An 18,069-nucleotide genomic window follows, 5' to 3' on the forward strand; every position below is an offset into this window, starting at 1 on the left:
ATTTGCATTAAACACAGTGCTTTATGCTGAATCAATATCTATCGAATGCCTCTATCGGTAATGTGTCGGATTTTATCGTTTTTATGACATACCTATAGAGTATGGATTTTTACCTTTAAGGTATGGGTGTTGAGCTTTTTTGCCATCTGAATCGGCTAAGTCTGAATTTTAACTAAATATTTCAGTCTATTTTCAGTGATGGATTCAGCGTTTTTGCTTTTTGCTTTCAAGTATTTCGTTATTAAGGGCTGCAAGTTGGGACTTTAATGCGACTAAAGCACGGATATGCAGCTTGAAATTTGTCCGCTCAAATAGGCGAATAACAAAGCGCCCAGAGTTAGGGCATACAACAATGACAGGACAATAGAGAGCTTAGGATGAAAACTCAAACTGTATTCCACCCAATGAAAACCCTTGTTGTTGCCATGAGTTTGGCTACGGTCTCAATGGCTCATGCAGGCAGCAATACTTCTGAAATTGAACAATTACGTGCAGAAGTTGCAGAACTGAAAAGTTTGATTAAAGCGCAGCAGCAAGTTCAACAACAGCAACAAACAGAGATTCAGCAAGTTAAAGCGCGTCCTGTTGCACCACTACCGCCACCAGCTTCTCCAGCTGCAAGCTTGAAATCTAAAACAGGTGCAGATGTAAGCCTTTACGGTTTTGTTCGTGGTGATGCGAACTACATCATTGAAGGTGCTGATGATGACTTCAACAAAATTGCGTCTACAGATGGAAATACAAAAGATAAATTACGTGCGACAGCAAAAACCACACGTTTTGGTTTAGATTTTACAGCACCGGTCGGTGGTGATGATAAAGTGGGCGGTAAAATCGAGGTCGATTTCAATGGAAGTGGCGAAACTATTCGTCTACGTCATGGTTATTTAACCTTTAACAACTGGTTATTTGGTCAGACCACATCAAACTTCTTGTCTAGCCATGCACCAGAAATGATTGATTTTGCTACTAACGTGGGCGGTGGTACAACTCGTTTGCCACAAGTGCGTTACAACGTAAAACTTGCACCGCAAACACAATTATTTGTTGCTGCAGAAGAAGGCGACAGTAAAGCATCTAAAGGGATTACGGATGATTCTGTTACTGACTCTTTAGTAAAATATAGTCTTCCAGCTTTAACAGCTAAACTGACTCAAGGTTATGCGGATGGTAAGGGGAATGCATCTGCACGTGCGCTTGTGGAACATCATAAAGTTCAAGGCGGTAATGATGATGAATTAGGGTGGGGTTTGGCAGCTGGTACAACGTTTGATGTGACGAAACAGCTAAAAATTAATGGTGATGTATCTTATGTAGAAGGGAACAGCAACTATTTATATGGCTCAAATACCGCATATGTTGTTGATGCTAATGGGGATATTGAGCAGAATAAATTTACCGCAGTACAAATCGGTGCAACCTATAAGTTTAATGAAAAGTTGCGTTCAACTTTAGCTTATGGTGCATTATTTGCTGATGAAGATACAGATTATGCAAAAGCATTTAAAGATGTTGGAAATAACTCTGCAAACAAAGAAGTACAGCAAGCTTGGTTAAATGTGATTTATACACCAGTGAAACCAATTGATTTAGGTGTTGAATATGTGAATGGTAAACGTGAAGCGTTTACAGGGAAAACATATAAAGATAACCGCGTTGGCTTAATGGCTAAATATAGCTTCTAAGCTCAAATTCCGATTCTAATCGATCAAAAAAGCCTGACTCAGTTCAGGCTTTTTTTGTTTAAAAAGGGGACATATCAATGTAAATGAACCCACAGCACTAAGTAGATGGATTCACTAAATCGCCTGAGTCATGATGTCGTACTGGTTAAAGCAGTCGTTGAATCACGTACAGTGTATAGATCACGCTTAAATGTTTAATATTTTATATAGATAAAAAATACGAATGCATTTAAATAAAAACAATTGGATATAACTTTAAATTATAGAAAAATTAACTTTTTGTAATAAAAAGTACTGAAATTTTATTTTTCAGGCTGCATAATGTGCGACTTTTCAGAAATAGTGCGAAACAGTACAGACATACACAATGTTCTGTCATTGAATTTGCTTCATTTGAGGCTGTTTCTCAATTTAAAACTTTTAGCGATTTGTTAGTCATTTTGAGTTAATTTTTAAAGCTCAGACTTACTTATTTGAATCAGATGATGAATATTTTTCAAACTCTTTAGCTTGAGTCGTTGAATTGCATTATTGATTTGAAATTACAAAATGTAGTTGTATTTCAGACCATAAAGGCAGCTAATGCTGATAGAAGAGCTTTAAAAATATTCAAATAATTTTGGACAAATTATATGGAATTTAGTTTTAACGCGTTTTATACCTTAATCGCAGCGGTAATTGTGCTTTTGTTGGGACGATTTCTTGTTAATCGTATTGGATTTTTAGGTCGATATAACATTCCAGAGCCTGTTGCCGGTGGTTTAGTTGCCGCGATTATTTCTTTGGTGGTGCATAGTCTTTGGGGTTATAGCATTACCACAAGTAGTGAATTACAAACAAGTTTCATGCTGATTTTCTTCGCTTCTATTGGTTTGAGTGCAAACTTTGCCAAATTAAAAGAGGGTGGAATCGGCTTGGTCATCTTTATCGTCGCTGTCGCTTCATTCATCATGGTGCAGAACCTTGTGGGTATTAGTCTTGCGACGGTGCTGGGTATTGACCCTCTGATTGGCTTGATTGCAGGTTCTATTACCCTTACTGGTGGTCATGGTACTGCAGGCGCATGGGGTGAAATTTTAGAAGTTCAACATGGCATCCAAGGTGCGTTAGCCTTAGGTATGGCAAGTGCGACATTTGGTTTGATTATTGGCGGCATTATCGGTGGTCCACTGGCTAAGCTATTAATTAACCGCTATCAACTTGCAACGCCTCGTACTCATGAACAAATTGAAAAAAGTGATAACACTCCTCTAGCAGATATTAATTCAACAGAATATGTACCGTTTGAATATCCGCATCGAGTTCGTCTTATTACAGCAGATAATGCAATTACCACATTAGGTTTATTTGCAGGGTGTTTAGCATTTGCGGACTTCATGACAGGTTTTAGTAAAGGTACTGTATTTGAATTACCGACATTTGTTTGGGCACTGGCTGGCGGCGTAATTTTACGAAATGTACTGGAAGGTATTTTCCGTGTACAAATTTTCGACCGCGCTATCGATGTATTTGGTAATGCATCTCTATCTTTGTATTTGGCGATGGCATTGTTGTCATTAAAGTTATGGCAATTATCCGATCTCGCTGGCCCACTTGTAGTCATTTTGGGTGCACAAACGCTGACGATGGCTTTGTATGCTGCTTTTGTGACTTTCCGTGTCATGGGTAAAAACTATGATGCTGCTGTTTTATCAGCAGGTCACTGTGGTTTTGGTATGGGTGCAACGCCGACGGCTGTGGCAAATATGCAAGCGATTACAAATATGTATGGCCCTTCACATAAGGCATTCTTAATTGTGCCGCTATGTGGCGCATTCTTTGTTGATTTAATTAATGCGACGGTTATTCAATTAATTCTCAAATTTTTCGCTTAATTCTACAAAGGCTCTAATTTAGAGCCTTTGTTTTTGTATTCGCATTTTAGGTATTGATTATGGATGAACAATTAAATGCAACTCTCATGGGCTGGGTCAAAGTTTTTAATGATCCGCTTTGGGATTTCTTAGTCGTATTCTTAGTGGCGGTTGGTATTTTCTATACCTTAATCACTGGCGCAGTTCAGATTCGTCTATTTTTTCATAGTATTAAAGTGATGAAATCTAGCCGTAAAGAAGGCGATGATGAGCATGGGATTACACCATTCCAAGCCTTTGTGACGGGACTGGCAAGTCGTGTCGGCGTAGGTAATGTCGCAGGTGTTGCAATTGCGATTGCAATTGGTGGGCCAGGTGCAGTGTTTTGGATGTGGTTTACCGCATTTTTAGGCATGAGTCCAGCATTTGTGGAGTCTTCACTTGCACAGCTCTTTAAAGTGCGTGATACGCAAAATCAGCAATTCCGTGGTGGCCCAGCGTATTACATTACACAAGGTTTAAAGCAAAAGTGGTTGGGTGTGGTTTTTGCCATCGCGCTGATTTCAACTTATGGTTTTGTCTTTAATGCAGTACAAGCCAATGCCATTACGGGTGCAACTTCACATGCTTGGGGTTGGGATAAAGCCAATCTAGTATTGAGTTTGGGCAGTTTTAGTTTTGAAATTTCATGGGTAGGGTTATTCCTTGTCTTTATAACAGCGCTGATTATTTTTGGCGGGATTAAACGAATCGCCAAAGTTGCAGAAAGATTTGTACCCTTTATGGCGTTGCTTTATCTCGCAGTTGCTTTCTATGTTGCATTTGCTAACTTTGCGATTCTCCCAGATATTTTCCAGTTAATTTTCAGTAAAGCCTTTGAATTTGATGCTGCGGCAGGTGGTTTTTTCGGTGCTATGGTTTCTATGGCGATGATGCAAGGCATTAAGCGTGGATTATTCTCAAACGAAGCGGGTATGGGTTCTGCTCCGAATGCTGCGGCAGCATCAGATGTTAAACACCCTGTCAATCAAGGCCTAGTTCAGATGCTCGGTGTCTTTGTCGATACATTTGTGGTGTGTACCTGTACGGCGATCATTATTTTGGCATCTGGCTTGTATGAAAATGCAGGCTTTGAGGGTGTTGCTTTGACGCAAATGGCGCTTGAAAGCCAGATTGGCGCATGGGGAGATGACTTCCTTGCCATAATCTTGTTCTTATTCGCTTATTCTTCAGTAATCGGTAACTATGCTTATGCTGAAGGTAATGTGCAGTTTATCAATAACAATCCTAAGGTCATGTTTATATTCCGCGTAGTCGTCCTCATGATGGTGTACTTTGGCTCAATCATGAGTGTGCCACTGATTTGGAACTTAGCGGATCTCTTCATGGGCGTAATGGCGAGTATTAACCTCTTTGCGATTTTATTGCTGACGCCATTCTTATTGATGCTGATGAAAGACTACACCTCACAGTTAAAACGGGGTGTAAAAGAGCCAGTATTTAAAATGGATGAACATCCAAAATATAAGGATCGCGTTAATTCCGATATTTGGTAAAGTCAAAAATTAACTTTAAAAAGCTCCGTTATCGGGGCTTTTTTTGCTAGACAATGTTTTGGATCTTGATGTGGAAATTCTGCTAGACACTGAAATTTTGACAGCCAATGACTTTCTAGGTTGTATGTCAATATAATGTGCATCGGTCAGAGGCATTAACGAATAATAACAGTGACGTGAATGTGGACTGATTAGACTACTTTTTCTCTTCAAATCTCGAGTTGCATTTGGAATATCTCTCAATGAAAAGCATAACTGTTTTGATGACTGCATTCGCAATCAGCCTTGTGGGTTGTCAAAGTGTGGGCTCAAAAACGGTCAGCGCTGAAACAACCTCACAAATTCGGACTTATACCGCAGCACCTGCTCAAGTGGCGAATAACCGCATTGACTTTAAAAAAGTGAAAAAGCAGGAAAAGCGTCCGATTGTTGCTTTGGTTTTAGGGAGTGGTGGGGCACGTGGTTATGCGCACATTGGCGCCATTCAGATACTTGAACAGCAGGGAATACACCCTGATTTTATTGTCGGAACCAGTGCGGGCAGTATTGTGGGTTCAATCTATGCATCAGGTAAAAGTGCCAATGAGTTAAGAGATATCGCTTTGAATATGAAAGCCAATGATGTTCGAGAAATACGTTTGGACAAAAAAGGCTTTTTTGACGGTAAAAAAGTTGAAGATTATATCAATGAGCAAGTTGATGACGTGCCTTTAGAGTTGTTAAAAACCCCGATGTATGTGGTGGCAACTGAGTTAAAGGATGGCAAAAAAGTCGTGTTCAACTATGGCAATACGGGACAGGCTGTTCGTGCCTCAGTGTCGATTCCGAGTATGTTTATTCCAACGATTATTGAAGACACAGAATATGTCGATGGCGGCTTGGTCAGCCCAGTTCCTGTGGATGTTGCACGAGATTTAGGGGCAGATATTATTATTGCAGTGGATATTTTGGCACGACCGATTCATACCGAAACGTCGAATGTTTGGGGCTTGTTTAACCAAAATATCAATATTATGCAAAATCGTTTAGCTCAAGAAGAACTCAAGCGTGCAGACATTGTGATTCAACCTGATTTACGTGAAAAAGCACATATATTTGATGTGAAAGACCGTGAAGCGACGATGCTAGCAGGTGAAGAGGCAACTTTAGAAAAACTTGGAGAGATTTCTCGGGTTTATGCTGAACATCAATACAGCAAGGGGCATCATATTCCTTATTTAGCAGCCAAAGACTAGGTTGGTACGATCCGTAAATTGACATGCATCCTGTTCACCTCTCAGGGTGCATTTTTATTTCAGCAAAGCATTTTAATTTTTGCTCTCAGCTTTTCCCATGCTCAATAGTATCTAGTAATCATTAATATATTGGATGATGATTGGTTTTAGGTCTTAATCAAAAGATTTGCCAGATATAAAAATCGTGATAATACGAAAATATACAGTTAATTATTTGAAATTAATTAAGAAAATCCTATTAATTGGTTTTACGTAGATTTTAAGAGTATATACCTATATTAGCATTTTTATTCATGTGCTTACGTTTACCAATAGCGTTGAAGTGTTTAGAATATCATCAGGTTATTAATACTTAAAACCAATAATTGTTTTGAAGGTAGCAGTAGATGAAAACGCTTGATGTGGGGCAAAAAGTAAAGCTTGCGATGATGGAAGATAGCGTATTTATTGTCACTCATGTACATGTCGATAATTCTTATACGCTAGAAAGCACTAATGATGGTGAACAAAAAACCAGCTATGATAACGTCTCTTTCGAGATGTTAAAAGTCTTAGAAGATTAAGTTTAATGCAGTGCTGTGTTGAATCGATGGAGCAACGCGTTTTAATGGATGTGTTTTAAATATAAAACACAGCGTAGCTTTGCTTAAAAAACTGATAGATAGCGCAATAAATACTTGTTTATCGGGTGTATATCGTTATCGATATATATTTTACTGAATGATGGTATGATCACTATAAATAATAATGATGGTTTTTTTGCCGATTTGAACATTTAATTTTGATTAAAATCTATATAATAATCACATTAATCATTGTTATATCACGAGTCTAGAGAAACAAGATGTCCCCATTAGATCAAATTGCGAATGCACTAGACGACCAGTCAGAATTATCGATGTCAGTTTTAATGACTCCTGACATGGCGAATTTTTCGGGTAATGTGCATGGTGGAACGATTCTAAAATTGTTAGACCAAGTCGCGTATGCTTGTGCAAGTCGCTATTCTGGTAGCTACGTGGTGACACTATCAGTCGATAAAGTAAATTTTAAAGAACCGATTCACGTGGGTGAGTTAGTGACTTTCCTTGCAAGTGTGAACCATGTAGGTCGTACTTCAATGGAAATTGGTATTCGTGTTGAAGCTCAGAATATTCAAAAACGTACAGTACGTCATACCAATAGTTGCTATTTCACAATGGTCGCTGTTGATGATCAAGGTAAACCGAAACAAATTCCGGCATTGAATTTAGATAATGACTGGAAACGTTGTCGTTTCGAAGCTGCGGAACATCGTAAAGTGGCACGTTTACAGGAAAATCATCATCCTTCTTGCAGTATTTATAAAAAATCGACACAAAGCTAATCGCTTTGGTGGCTGAATATTTGAAAAGATCGCTTAAGCGATCTTTTTTTATTCTGAAATTCGTTTGGAAAGTGCAGTACGGATTTTAATTCCGAGTGTGCGACTAAAGTTTATTCTTCAAAGCTCAGTTAAAGATAGTCATTCAGTCCAATACTGTTTATTATGAAACGATACGTAGCGTTTCGTTTTTAAATTATGAGTGAAACTGAAAAAACTTCTCGGCGTAAGCAATGTATCTTACAGGCAGTCACAGATGCTTTGGCGGAAAGTGATTATCGAAGCATGACCATTGAAGATATTGCGGCTCGCGCAGGCGTGGGAAAATCGACGATTTACCGTTGGTGGAAGCATAAGTCCGATCTGGTTTTCGATGCTTTTAAAGCACACACCGCGTCGGTGTTTGAACTCGATTTATCACAAAGTTTAGAGTTCAATCTAAATCAACAATTGCTCAAACTATCACGGGCTTTAAATCAGCACGTGGGTCGAGCGTTGCTCGTGGTTTTGGCGGAGCATCGTGAAGCAGCGGGTGAGTTTTTTAAACAGTATTTGTTACCTCGACGAGAAGCGACACGTGAGCTGATCCAATTGGCCATTCAACGAGGCGAAATTCGCGCGGATTATCCTTTCGAACTCATGTTGGATATGTTGTATGGCCCGATTCATTATCAGATCATTTTCTTTAACACTCAGCCAGATGAAGACTATATCAAGCGACTGGTGCAGTTGGCGCTAAACCCGATTTTTACGGAGCACCAAGCCACGCGTAGCAGCGAGGCAATGACCTCATGACTACTCAACATCAGGCATCGTTATGGAACAAGTCTTTTGTTTTTTGTCTGAGTAATAACTTGTTTTTATTTAGCTATTACTTTGCGCTGCTGACCATATTACCCATTTATATTATGAAAGAATTGGGTGGTTCGATTCAGCAAGCGGGTATGGCTTTAACGCTGTTTTTGGTGTCATCCATTGCGATTCGTCCCTTTTCCGGCATGATCATTGAGCGTTTTGGTAAAGCCAATTCTGTACGTATTTCAGGCTTTATTTTTGTCGTTTTTGCGCTGAGTTATTTGTGGATTGACAGCATGTGGTCGTTGTTGGTCATTCGTTTTTTACATGGTTTTTGGTTCAGTATATTAACCACGGTCAATGTTCCCATCGTAAATGATTACATCCCAGATCATCGAAAGGGCGAAGGCATGGGCTACTTTGTCATGTCGACCAACTTAGGAGTGGTGATCGGGCCATTTTTAGCGCTGAGTATGATTCAATCCAGCAGTTTTAGTACCTTATTTGCAGTATTAGCCTTATTGGTTGCAGTGGGCTATATTTTTACGTGGTTGGTTCAAATACAAGAACACGTACAGCATAAATCAAGTGATCAAGCGAGCCAATCCGCAGCCATCCAATGGCGTGATGTGATAGAAACACGGGTACTTGCCATCAGTTTTGTGGCATTGCTGACCGCATTTGCATATTCGAGTGTGATGAGTTTTATCACCGCTTATGCAGAGTTGAAGCATTTACTCGCTTATACCAGTATCTTTTTTATTGTCTTTGCTGTGTCGATGTTGCTCGTCCGTCCTTGGGTTGGCAAAGTCTATGATCGTAAAGGCCCGAGTGCAGTCATCTATCCATCATTTATTTGCTTTGCCATTGGTTTGGTGGTTGTGAGTTTTCTCACGAATCAATGGGTGCTTTGGATATCGGCAGTTTTTATGGGCATCGGCTACGGTTCAGTTTTCCCATGCCTGCAAACGGTCGCGATTCAAACGGTAGAAAAAGCCCGAATGGGACATGCGATATCCACCTTTTTTGCCTTGTTTGATATTGGCCTTGCTGTCGGTTCGGTCATTATGGGTGTGCTGATTGCATACTTTGGATTTCAGGCAACCTATTTATTTTGTGCGGTGATGGTGCTGTTCACTTTGTGGATGTATCGTTTATTCGTGGCAAACCAATTTAAACGCAGTGCTTTAGGAGCTGAATAATGGAATTACGACATCTACGATATTTTGTTGCGGTTGCCGAAGAGCTAAATTTTACCAAGGCTGCGCAGCGAATGTGTACTGTGCAACCTTCTTTAAGTCAGCAAATTAAAGACTTAGAACAGGAAGTTGGGGTGCAATTATTGATGCGAACCAACCGAAAAGTTGAGTTGACTGCAGAAGGTCAGGCCTTTTTAAAAGAAGCGCGTTTGAGTTTAGAACATGCTGAAAAAGCCATGATAGATGCGCGTCAAATTGCGCAGCTCAGTAAAGAACAACTGAATATCGGCTTTGTTCCTGTGGCTGAAATGAAGGTCTTTCCTTATATCATGCCGAATATCCGTGCTCAGTTTCCTGAGTTAAAAATTCATTTTCATAGTTTAATGGATGTCGATCAGATCAGTGCAGTGCGTAAAGGGGAAATTGATATTGCCTTTACCCGTTATGTCGAAGAAAGCCCTGATATAGAATCTGTTCAGATTTTTACTGAGCCTTTGGCGCTGATTGTACCGAAAAATTCGCCTGTGGCAGAACAGCGGCACATTAGCATTAAAAACATGAATAATCAGGATTTTATTATTAGTGATGAACATTCATCACCTGAGCTATACCGAATTATTCAAGATTTCTTTAAGCAAAATAAACTGAATGTGAACTTGGTACAGCATTCGACCAATATTTTGTTAAATGTCAATTTGGTCGGTATGGGCGTGGGGTGGAGTTTGGTACCGTCTTATGTCATTCCATTGCTCGGTGATAAAATATTGGTTAAAAGTACGGTTGAACCTTTGCCGACCATTGGTTTGTATGCGAGCTATCGAAAAGATCGTAAAAATGATGCAATCGAATTGATTTTAAAAGTCTTAAAAGAGCAGTTCTATATGGGCTTTTTCTAAGCCTTTAAATATTGCCCTAAGATTTAAATAAAAAAATCCTGAATTAAGCGCTTCGGGATTTTTTATTTATCGTATTTTTAATCAAAGACTCAATGATAAGTTGCCTTTATCGCTCTGATTTATTTAAACCATTTTTGTAAATAGGGTTTCATCACGCGGTAGGCAATCAAACCGATAAAAATAATCAGATAGAGTGGCCAAATCGTAATGAGAATAACCAGTAGGCTCAACACAAATTGCCAACCTTTTTGAATACCATACCACGCTCTTTGCCAGAAACTATCGCCATTTAACTGCGCAACAGCATCAAGGTTAATATCGATATGTTCACGGACAGTGGCAGGTTGAGTAAAGCCAATCACAATCGTGCTATAGCGGACACGATCTTGAACTTCTAAGCGAGTCAGGCGTGAGATTTCATTGACTTGCGCTGCTGCTACATGGTCTGGCACGACCGTTGTTTGCGACATTTTTTCTTCGAGTAGTTTTAGCTCATAGCGTTTTGCCGAATATTGCTGACGGTTCAAAAAATGCATAAGGGGCAACAGTTGATTAACGAAATGTGCAGCTTTTTCACTTGGCACACGAATGATCATTTCCGCTTGCGGATTTATTTTTTCAAAGATTTTAATTTTGCCGTCAGCAATCGGGTAGGATTGACTCTCTTGCACCACAAAGTCGATATTTTTCTGTTCAATAAAGCCACCTAAACTTAGCGTGAGTTTTTCAATTTCTAAGGCCGTTTTAACCACATCTTTCGACTCAAAACTGACATTGGCTTCTCGAACCATTTTACGAGAGGCTTCGGCTGGGTTGACCTGCTCATTTAAAATAGTTTCAGGTTTTTGTGTTGTTGCAGGCGTGGTAGACGGCTCATTGGAAGTGCTTTCCGCTGCTTGATCTTGCTGTGTACTGACTTGAGCAGGTTGTGCATCTGCGCTGGCTTCAGTTGCCATTTCTTCGGTTTTCTTGGAACAGCCTGAAATTAAAATCACCGTAAACATGGCAATTAAATATTTATTTTTCATCGATGTAGAGCTCAATTGTTTGATTATCAGAAAGTCGGAGTAAATACTTTTTGCTTTAAATATAAATTCAAATTTAGCGTAATTATTAGTCGGGCGTATTGTATCGGAAAGTGTTTAAAGCACGGATGAACGCAACATAATTCTACATAAAGCCGCGTATAGTAATAGACAGAACAACAAGGATGAAAATAAGGATATCTACAATGAACCCAGCAATGAAACTCTACAGCAATCCACGCTCACGCAGTAATACCATTCTGCCTTTATTAAAAGAATTAGACATCGAGTCAGAAGTTGATATTATTGAAGTGCCATATGAAGAGATGCATCAAGCGGCATATCTCAAGATTAATCCCATGGGCAAAGTTCCCTGCTTGGTCGATGGTACTGCTGTGATCAGTGAAACTGCAGCCATCTTTAGCTATTTAGCCGATAAATTCAGTGACAAAGGTTTAGCACCCGCATTGGATGATCCAAAACGGGGTGAATATTTGAAATGGATGTTTTTTTGTCATGGTCCGCTGACTGAATATATGGACATGAAAAATGTCGGCATTAGTACTGAGTTGATGGATGAAAAACGTGGCAGTTTGAGTTTTGGTAATGAAAAAATACTTTTAGATTTTATTAAAACAGGGCTTGCGCAGGCACAGCCATATCTGTTGGGGGATAAAATTAGCGCAGCAGATTTGTATTTAGCTTATTGGATGGTGTATGCAATTTCATTCAAAATATTGCCATATTTAGATGAATTTAAACCTTTTATTCAGCAGATTCAGCAACGTGAATCGGTAAAAAATGTGCATTGGTTTCAGTCGGTTTAACTTGGATGCTTATTTGATTGTTGGCTGAACTTGGTATTGCTATATGTCTATTCATATAACTCTTTCTTTGAGAACTAAAAAGAAAGAGTTTTAAATATCAATCACTAAGATGATAAAGCGATTTTAATTATTGCCTAGATAATGTATGGCATATATTGCGCTAAATTAAATAGACTCAATCGTTGTTGGTTCTATTTAAAAAATCATGGGCTTCATCATCAGATAGAGGTGGGCCTAAATCTCTTTCAAGTTTGGCATATATTTCGAGTAGCCTTTTTTGATGTGGATCCATATCTAAGGCACGATGCTGCTGATATGTTAATTGATCATCAATCCAATAATAATGCTGAATCGCAGCCCCTGCGAAACTGGTTTTCAAATGGAGTTTGTAATAACCAGAAAAGTTATGTTTCTTGGTATCTAGACAGAGATACGCGAAGGTAGACCAACCACTTTCGGGAAATTTAAGGCGAGTTCGGCAGGGCTTCTTTTCTAGTGTAAATGTGGGTGAATAGACTTGGCCTTTTAGAATGATATTTTTATCTTGACCAAAATATTGCGTTTGTAATGCAAATAAAGCAAGAATCACTGTGGTGAGAAAAAAGCTGGCAATGATTGAATAAAAAAATGAAATGTATAAATGGAAGGACAAAAAATTAGATTCTTCGTTTTTGTTCACATCTTTTTCTAAGCGTAATAAATAGCAATTCAAAGAAATAAGAAAACAGAGGCAAAAAACGAAAATAGGTAACCAACTATTGGCATGAAAATGATGTATCTCTACGAAAATGAGTGAACAGATAAAAATAAAACCTAACAAACTATAAATGAATAATTTCTGAAATCTTTTTTGCATTTTGCGAAGCTTATAATTATGTATTGAACGATTATAGCATCTGATGTTTATAGTGATTATAGAAAAAAATCACCATGCTTTATGCATGGTGATTTTTAATTCTTGTAGATCTATTTCGATTATTAAGCATGCAATTTTGCAAACAATTGTTGGCTCACGCTGTCTAAAGTTTGTGGAATTGCAATCGCTGCAACAAAACGGTCTGGGCGAAGAATCGTAACAGATTCAGTGGTTTTACCAAACCAACCACGAATATCGGTACCAATATCACCAATCGTAATCACATTGTCGTACTTGGTGCGATTTTCATTGCTAAGCTGAACAGCAGGCAATACTTGGATAAATTTAACGCCCAATTTTTGCCATTTTTTCATGGTCGCATCTGACAGACCCCATTTCGGATCAACGCCCCAAGCAATGATTGCAAAGTCGTTACCGATGACTTCATCAAGTAGGACTTTTTCACCAGATTCAAGTTGAACATATGGTTGAATGAACATTTTACCCACAGGTGAATCTTTAACACCGTTATTGATCAATGCACCATCGTTGTACTTCGGCATTGGCTTGAAGCGCATTTCCAATAGATATTGTTTGATCGGTTTGATGTAATTGAGCGCATACGCGATACCATCACGCACGAAACCTTGCCATTTTTTTGGTGGCGCAAGGACATGACCCGCCATTACAGAAAGATCAATCATCGCTTTGGCATGATCTTTACGTTCAACTTGGTATGTATCTAAAAGCGCTGGGCCAGCTTTGCCTTGTACAACCATAGCAACTTTCCACGCAAGGTTGAATGCATCACGCATACCACTGTTATACCCTTGACCTTGCCATACTGGCATGATGTGCGCAGCATCGCCTGCAAGTAAAATACGGTCTACACGGAATTTATCTGCAATACGGGCATTGTGGGTATAAACACGCTGACGAATCACTTCAATACCATCGGTCGTTGGAAGTACTTTCGACAATAATTTGGCAATGTTTTCAGGTTTGCTTAATTCTTCTTGAGTTTCACCAGGCATCACCATAAATTCGAAACGACGAATACCGTGTGGAAGTGCAGCAGATACATAAGGACGCACAGGGTCACAGCATAGGTAAATGTGTGGCGTTGCAAGTGGGTCATTATTGATGTCGATCACGATCCATTGGTTCGGTGCAGTTTTACCATCGAAGCCGATGTTGAGGGTACGACGTACCACAGAGTTACCACCATCACAAGCAATCAAATACTGCGCTTGAATTATTTCAGCTTCACCGTCTTTATTTTGAATATTGAGCGTTACACCATTGGCATCTTGGCTAAAATCAGACAATTGACGAGAGAATAAAACATTTGTGGTTTCGTACTGTTTTAAACCTTGTAGCAGTACATTATCGACTTGCGGTTGAATAAAGGCATTACGACGTGAGAAACCAAATTCACGAGTGAGCGGTTGAATGTCTGCGAAACAACGACCTTTAGGGGTTAAGAAACGCATCGCGTGGTTCGGTGTCGTATGCGGTAACACTTGGTCCACTAAACCTAATGATTGGATGGTACGTAATGATTCATCATCAATACCAATCGCACGTGGGTAGTCAATCAGGCTGTCCAGTTGTTCAATCACAGTGACATTGACGCCTTGCTTACTTAAGTAGTTTGCAATGGTTAAGCCGACAGGACCAGCGCCCAGAATGGCAACTTCCGTTGTGTAATTTGCTTTATTGCTCATGCGTAAACATCCAATCACTTCACATATGCCACTATTAAGTTCTAAAGCTAGGCTTTCAACAAGCTAGGCATAAGTCGAAACGATGAATCGAATTGTCGTGTTTTTTGCAGGGTTTTATTTTAAGTGAATGATATATATTTATTTATATGAAAATCATCAATCATTTTGAATGATTTATCGATCATTAAAATCTATCAATCAGTGGCTTTGAGCATAAAAAAGCCGAACCATTTTTCAATGATCCGGCGACTTTAATTCATTTAGCACAACATTTTATTAGTGAGGGATAAATGTTGAGCAGCAGACTAAATGAATTTAGCGTGTGGAGTACGCTATTCGTCTATTACTGAGCAGGTTGAGCTGGTGCAGAACCTTCAGCATTTGCTTCTGAAGCAGGTTGAGCAGCAGTACCTTCAGCAGCAGTTGTTTCAGTCGCTGGCTGTTCTTGAGTGCTAACCACTACTTTTTCTTGTTCAGGCGCTTCTTGTTTATCTTTGCTCGCAGCAAAACTTGTTGCAGCTGCAGCAGCTAGAGTAGAAGCAAGTAAAATTTGAGTTAATTTCATTTTGAGCATCCTTATATATTTTAGTAAGTCCTGAAAAGATCATCACGTCCATCAGGAGAGAGCTCATGCTAAATTGAGAAAACCGAGTGATCAATGCGAGCAACAAAGTGAAACAGACTGGTTAACTGGATGAATACATAACCGTCCATCCTGTGTTTTAAATGTAAAAAAATATCGGAATCTTCATTTAACTTTGCAAGAAAAAATGACCAAATCGACTTCATGATTCATTCATTGTTTACATGATGATTACATCGAAGTCGTAATTAAGCTGAATCCAGAATTTTCACTAAAATCCAAATGTAAGGATTCTTTTCGATATGGCTATTTTTTTAAATATAAGAGTTAACTTTGCCAATAAAATGTGACCAGATATGTCATGCATTCATGCAAATGGAATAAATAGGCTGTTTAACAGCCAGATCATCATTCAATGCCTCGGATACTAGGCTAATCTATGCTTTAGGAAAATGAAGACGGAGAAATGAAGACTAGGCTTGCAGCATTTTTTTGAAATCATTATGGTAAAGGCCATCAATCATTGGCTATTTATTTGAGTGACTCACTTTTGAAATTAGTTTCTACCCACGGTGCGATTCCGGTTCATATTATTTCTGGCTTTTTAGGTGCGGGTAAAACCACAGTTTTACAGCAGTTATTAAAGCAAAAGCCAGCGGGCGAAACTTGGGCCGTACTGATGAATGAGTTTGGGCAAATTGGGGTCGATCAACAGATGTTGCCGCAAGATCAGGGCTTTGCGGTGAAGGAATTATTGGGTGGATGTCTATGTTGTAGCAGCCAACTGCCGATGCAAATTGCGTTGTCACGGTTATTGTCAGAGGTGAAACCCGACCGACTGTTTATTGAGCCGACAGGTTTGGGGCATCCGGGACAACTTTTGGAGCAATTGACTGAGCCACATTGGCATCCGCATTTAGCCATGCGAGCATTGGTGACCGTGGTCGATGGCTCACGCTTACATGATCAAGATTGGACTTCGCAAAACCTGTATGCCGATCAACTCAAAGTGGCACAAATCGTTGTGGTGTCTCATGTCGATTGTATGAGTGATGCCGATCAAGCTGGTTTGGAACGACTCAAACAAGCGTATTTACCGTATCAGCAGCAATGGATCAATGTCGTCAAAGGTGAATTAAAACTGGCAAATATTGATCTCGCCTATGTGGGAAGTCCGCGTAAAATTCAGCCTTTATTGGCGATGCAAAAGCAAACGTTGGTCGATGTACCCACAGAAATTAAACAGTTGCCTTATCATTATGTTGAATCCGCTCAGGGCTATAGTGTCGCAGGTTGGAAACTCCCAAAACGATGGATTTTCGACTTTTTTGAGCTGTTAGATTTACTCTGTGAGCAGCAAGATTGGCTACGGATCAAAGGTATTTTTCAGACAGACCAAGGTTGGAAAACCTTTAACTTTAATCCTGATCAGTTTAATTATCAGTCGAGCGAGGAAAGTATCGATAATCGTGTCGAAATTATTTACCAAACTGAACGTGAATGGCTCGAATTTGAAGATCGATTAATGCAGTGCCGTATCGATGCCGATAAAGCGGAGAAATAAGTAAATCAGCGCAGCAAAAGCTTGCTAAATCTTATATGCTAGGCGCCAAATTTGAGGACTTTCACATGGCGCTAAAAGCTACAATTTATAAAGCAGATTTGAACATTGCCAATATGGATGTACACCAATATGGTGATTATCAATTGACGATGGCTTTGCATCCTTCTGAAACTATTGAACGTTTGATGGTACGTGTCTTGGCATATGCACGCTATGCTGACGAAGCATTAGAATTTACCAAAGATCTTTTCGAAACAGATGAACCTGCGTTGTGGGAAAAAGATTTAACAGGTCAATTGGTGAAATGGATTGAAGTCGGTTGTCCTGACGAAGATAAAGTCAAAAAAGCCAGTGCTCGTTGTCCACAAGTTGCTGTGATTACCTATGGTTCTTCAGTAGACGAATGGTATAAACGCAACAGCAAACTGAAAACCCTGAAGAATGTTGAAATTTGGCAATTATCTGAAGCGAGTACAGCTGCCATTCAAGAGTTATGCGAACGAACCATGTCTTTACAATTAAACGTAATGGATGGCGAATGGACTTTGATTGGTGATAAAGCTCAAGCGGTGATTGAATGGACACAATTGCAATAAGCATTTGATGTGATTTAATTCATCACGATGGATGTGAGTTCAGGCTTGCATCCTTGTTGCTATAACTATTTTTCAGCTAATACAATTCTGTTAATTTAAAAGTTGATTTGAAACTCAGTCAATCTAAAACCAAAATAAAAATTTAATTCGGGAAAATTTCTAGCCCTCAATTTATGTAACGCCAATGGAAGAATCCTCTTTATTAGCTATGTAAATAGCGTTGTTTATAGCGCTTAAACTTCTTCATTCAATGAACGTTCAAACTTTTAGAGCGCTTTAAATTTTTTATTCGTTTCTTCCCATTGCATC

General features: G+C 39.3%; 16 protein-coding genes. 12 read left to right on the forward strand and 4 right to left on the reverse strand.

The window, feature by feature from the left end:
• Positions 1 to 377: 377 nt before the first annotated feature.
• The 9 genes from FTU37_RS07380 to FTU37_RS07420 all read left to right on the forward strand — a co-directional run bounded on the left by FTU37_RS07380 (position 378) and on the right by FTU37_RS07420 (position 10,582).
• The gene (locus tag FTU37_RS07380) at positions 378 to 1,685 is read left to right on the forward strand and encodes a DcaP family trimeric outer membrane transporter (RefSeq protein ID WP_180124088.1); all 1,308 of its coding nucleotides are present in this window, start codon (positions 378 to 380) and stop codon (positions 1,683 to 1,685) included.
• 632 nt (positions 1,686 to 2,317) lie between these two features.
• The gene (gene gltS, locus FTU37_RS07385) at positions 2,318 to 3,559 is read left to right on the forward strand and encodes a sodium/glutamate symporter (protein WP_180124089.1); all 1,242 of its coding nucleotides are present in this window, start codon (positions 2,318 to 2,320) and stop codon (positions 3,557 to 3,559) included.
• 59 nt (positions 3,560 to 3,618) lie between these two features.
• A complete protein-coding gene (locus FTU37_RS07390; protein WP_180124090.1) occupies positions 3,619 to 5,094 on the forward strand; it encodes a sodium:alanine symporter family protein in 1,476 nt (491 codons plus the stop codon).
• A gap of 242 nt (positions 5,095 to 5,336) precedes the next feature.
• Positions 5,337 to 6,329 carry a patatin-like phospholipase family protein gene (locus FTU37_RS07395; RefSeq protein WP_168379285.1) on the forward strand — a complete coding sequence of 331 codons (993 nt, stop codon included), beginning with the start codon at positions 5,337 to 5,339 and terminating at the stop codon, positions 6,327 to 6,329.
• A 386-nt stretch (positions 6,330 to 6,715) separates the two neighbouring features.
• Complete coding sequence (locus tag FTU37_RS07400; protein WP_168379284.1) at positions 6,716 to 6,892, forward strand: hypothetical protein; 177 nt, start codon at positions 6,716 to 6,718, stop codon at positions 6,890 to 6,892.
• Positions 6,893 to 7,173: 281 nt separating this feature from the next.
• On the forward strand, positions 7,174 to 7,695 hold the full coding sequence (locus FTU37_RS07405; protein ID WP_078191431.1) for an acyl-CoA thioesterase: 522 nt from the start codon (positions 7,174 to 7,176) through the stop codon (positions 7,693 to 7,695).
• Positions 7,696 to 7,890: 195 nt separating this feature from the next.
• The gene (locus FTU37_RS07410) at positions 7,891 to 8,487 is read left to right on the forward strand and encodes a TetR/AcrR family transcriptional regulator (RefSeq protein WP_168379283.1); all 597 of its coding nucleotides are present in this window, start codon (positions 7,891 to 7,893) and stop codon (positions 8,485 to 8,487) included.
• Positions 8,484 to 9,689, forward strand: coding sequence for an MFS transporter (locus FTU37_RS07415; protein WP_180124091.1), 1,206 nt, complete (start codon positions 8,484 to 8,486; stop codon positions 9,687 to 9,689). The genes FTU37_RS07410 and FTU37_RS07415 overlap by 4 nt, the downstream gene beginning before the upstream one ends.
• A complete protein-coding gene (locus FTU37_RS07420; protein WP_078191428.1) occupies positions 9,689 to 10,582 on the forward strand; it encodes a LysR substrate-binding domain-containing protein in 894 nt (297 codons plus the stop codon). The genes FTU37_RS07415 and FTU37_RS07420 overlap by 1 nt, the downstream gene beginning before the upstream one ends.
• A gap of 119 nt (positions 10,583 to 10,701) precedes the next feature.
• Here FTU37_RS07420 and FTU37_RS07425 read toward each other — a convergent pair whose 3' ends face one another.
• Positions 10,702 to 11,610, reverse strand: coding sequence for a DUF4349 domain-containing protein (locus FTU37_RS07425; RefSeq protein ID WP_180074116.1), 909 nt, complete (start codon positions 11,608 to 11,610; stop codon positions 10,702 to 10,704).
• Between the two features lie 215 nt (positions 11,611 to 11,825).
• Between FTU37_RS07425 and FTU37_RS07430 the strand changes: the two genes are divergently transcribed.
• Positions 11,826 to 12,434, forward strand: coding sequence for a glutathione S-transferase family protein (locus tag FTU37_RS07430; protein WP_180074127.1), 609 nt, complete (start codon positions 11,826 to 11,828; stop codon positions 12,432 to 12,434).
• A gap of 175 nt (positions 12,435 to 12,609) precedes the next feature.
• Here FTU37_RS07430 and FTU37_RS07435 read toward each other — a convergent pair whose 3' ends face one another.
• The 3 genes from FTU37_RS07435 to FTU37_RS07445 all read right to left on the reverse strand — a co-directional run bounded on the left by FTU37_RS07435 (position 12,610) and on the right by FTU37_RS07445 (position 15,582).
• A complete protein-coding gene (locus tag FTU37_RS07435) occupies positions 12,610 to 13,290 on the reverse strand; it encodes a hypothetical protein (RefSeq protein ID WP_180124092.1) in 681 nt (226 codons plus the stop codon).
• Between the two features lie 122 nt (positions 13,291 to 13,412).
• On the reverse strand, positions 13,413 to 15,017 hold the full coding sequence (locus tag FTU37_RS07440; protein ID WP_180089124.1) for a bifunctional 3-(3-hydroxy-phenyl)propionate/3-hydroxycinnamic acid hydroxylase: 1,605 nt from the start codon (positions 15,015 to 15,017) through the stop codon (positions 13,413 to 13,415).
• A gap of 343 nt (positions 15,018 to 15,360) precedes the next feature.
• Positions 15,361 to 15,582 (reverse strand): hypothetical protein, encoded by a 222-nt coding sequence (locus FTU37_RS07445; protein ID WP_078191424.1) that lies wholly within the window; start codon positions 15,580 to 15,582, stop codon positions 15,361 to 15,363.
• A 568-nt stretch (positions 15,583 to 16,150) separates the two neighbouring features.
• On the opposite strand from FTU37_RS07445, the gene FTU37_RS07450 reads away from it, so the two are divergent.
• Positions 16,151 to 17,164, forward strand: coding sequence for a GTP-binding protein (locus FTU37_RS07450; protein WP_168379278.1), 1,014 nt, complete (start codon positions 16,151 to 16,153; stop codon positions 17,162 to 17,164).
• 65 nt (positions 17,165 to 17,229) lie between these two features.
• Entirely contained in the window at positions 17,230 to 17,760 is a 531-nt protein-coding gene (locus tag FTU37_RS07455; RefSeq protein ID WP_168379277.1) for a YaeQ family protein, read from the forward strand.
• Positions 17,761 to 18,069: the final 309 nt, after the last annotated feature.

The organism is Acinetobacter sp. YH12097 (assembly GCF_013419225.1).
GTDB lineage: Bacteria > Pseudomonadota > Gammaproteobacteria > Pseudomonadales > Moraxellaceae > Acinetobacter > Acinetobacter amyesii.

Excerpts from the sequence above, each read along its gene's own strand:
- FTU37_RS07380 (WP_180124088.1), top strand. The coding sequence starts at position 378 with ATGAAAACTCAAACTGTATTCCACCCAATGAAAACCCTTGTTGTTGCC.
- gltS (WP_180124089.1), top strand. The coding sequence starts at position 2,318 with ATGGAATTTAGTTTTAACGCGTTTTATACCTTAATCGCAGCGGTAATT.
- FTU37_RS07390 (WP_180124090.1), top strand. The coding sequence starts at position 3,619 with ATGGATGAACAATTAAATGCAACTCTCATGGGCTGGGTCAAAGTTTTT.
- FTU37_RS07395 (WP_168379285.1), top strand. The coding sequence starts at position 5,337 with ATGAAAAGCATAACTGTTTTGATGACTGCATTCGCAATCAGCCTTGTG.
- FTU37_RS07400 (WP_168379284.1), top strand. The coding sequence starts at position 6,716 with ATGAAAACGCTTGATGTGGGGCAAAAAGTAAAGCTTGCGATGATGGAA.
- FTU37_RS07405 (WP_078191431.1), top strand. The coding sequence starts at position 7,174 with ATGTCCCCATTAGATCAAATTGCGAATGCACTAGACGACCAGTCAGAA.
- FTU37_RS07410 (WP_168379283.1), top strand. The coding sequence starts at position 7,891 with ATGAGTGAAACTGAAAAAACTTCTCGGCGTAAGCAATGTATCTTACAG.
- FTU37_RS07415 (WP_180124091.1), top strand. The coding sequence starts at position 8,484 with ATGACTACTCAACATCAGGCATCGTTATGGAACAAGTCTTTTGTTTTT.
- FTU37_RS07420 (WP_078191428.1), top strand. The coding sequence starts at position 9,689 with ATGGAATTACGACATCTACGATATTTTGTTGCGGTTGCCGAAGAGCTA.
- FTU37_RS07425 (WP_180074116.1), bottom strand. The coding sequence starts at position 11,610 with ATGAAAAATAAATATTTAATTGCCATGTTTACGGTGATTTTAATTTCA.
- FTU37_RS07430 (WP_180074127.1), top strand. The coding sequence starts at position 11,826 with ATGAAACTCTACAGCAATCCACGCTCACGCAGTAATACCATTCTGCCT.
- FTU37_RS07435 (WP_180124092.1), bottom strand. The coding sequence starts at position 13,290 with ATGCAAAAAAGATTTCAGAAATTATTCATTTATAGTTTGTTAGGTTTT.
- FTU37_RS07440 (WP_180089124.1), bottom strand. The coding sequence starts at position 15,017 with ATGAGCAATAAAGCAAATTACACAACGGAAGTTGCCATTCTGGGCGCT.
- FTU37_RS07445 (WP_078191424.1), bottom strand. The coding sequence starts at position 15,582 with ATGAAATTAACTCAAATTTTACTTGCTTCTACTCTAGCTGCTGCAGCT.
- FTU37_RS07455 (WP_168379277.1), top strand. The coding sequence starts at position 17,230 with ATGGCGCTAAAAGCTACAATTTATAAAGCAGATTTGAACATTGCCAAT.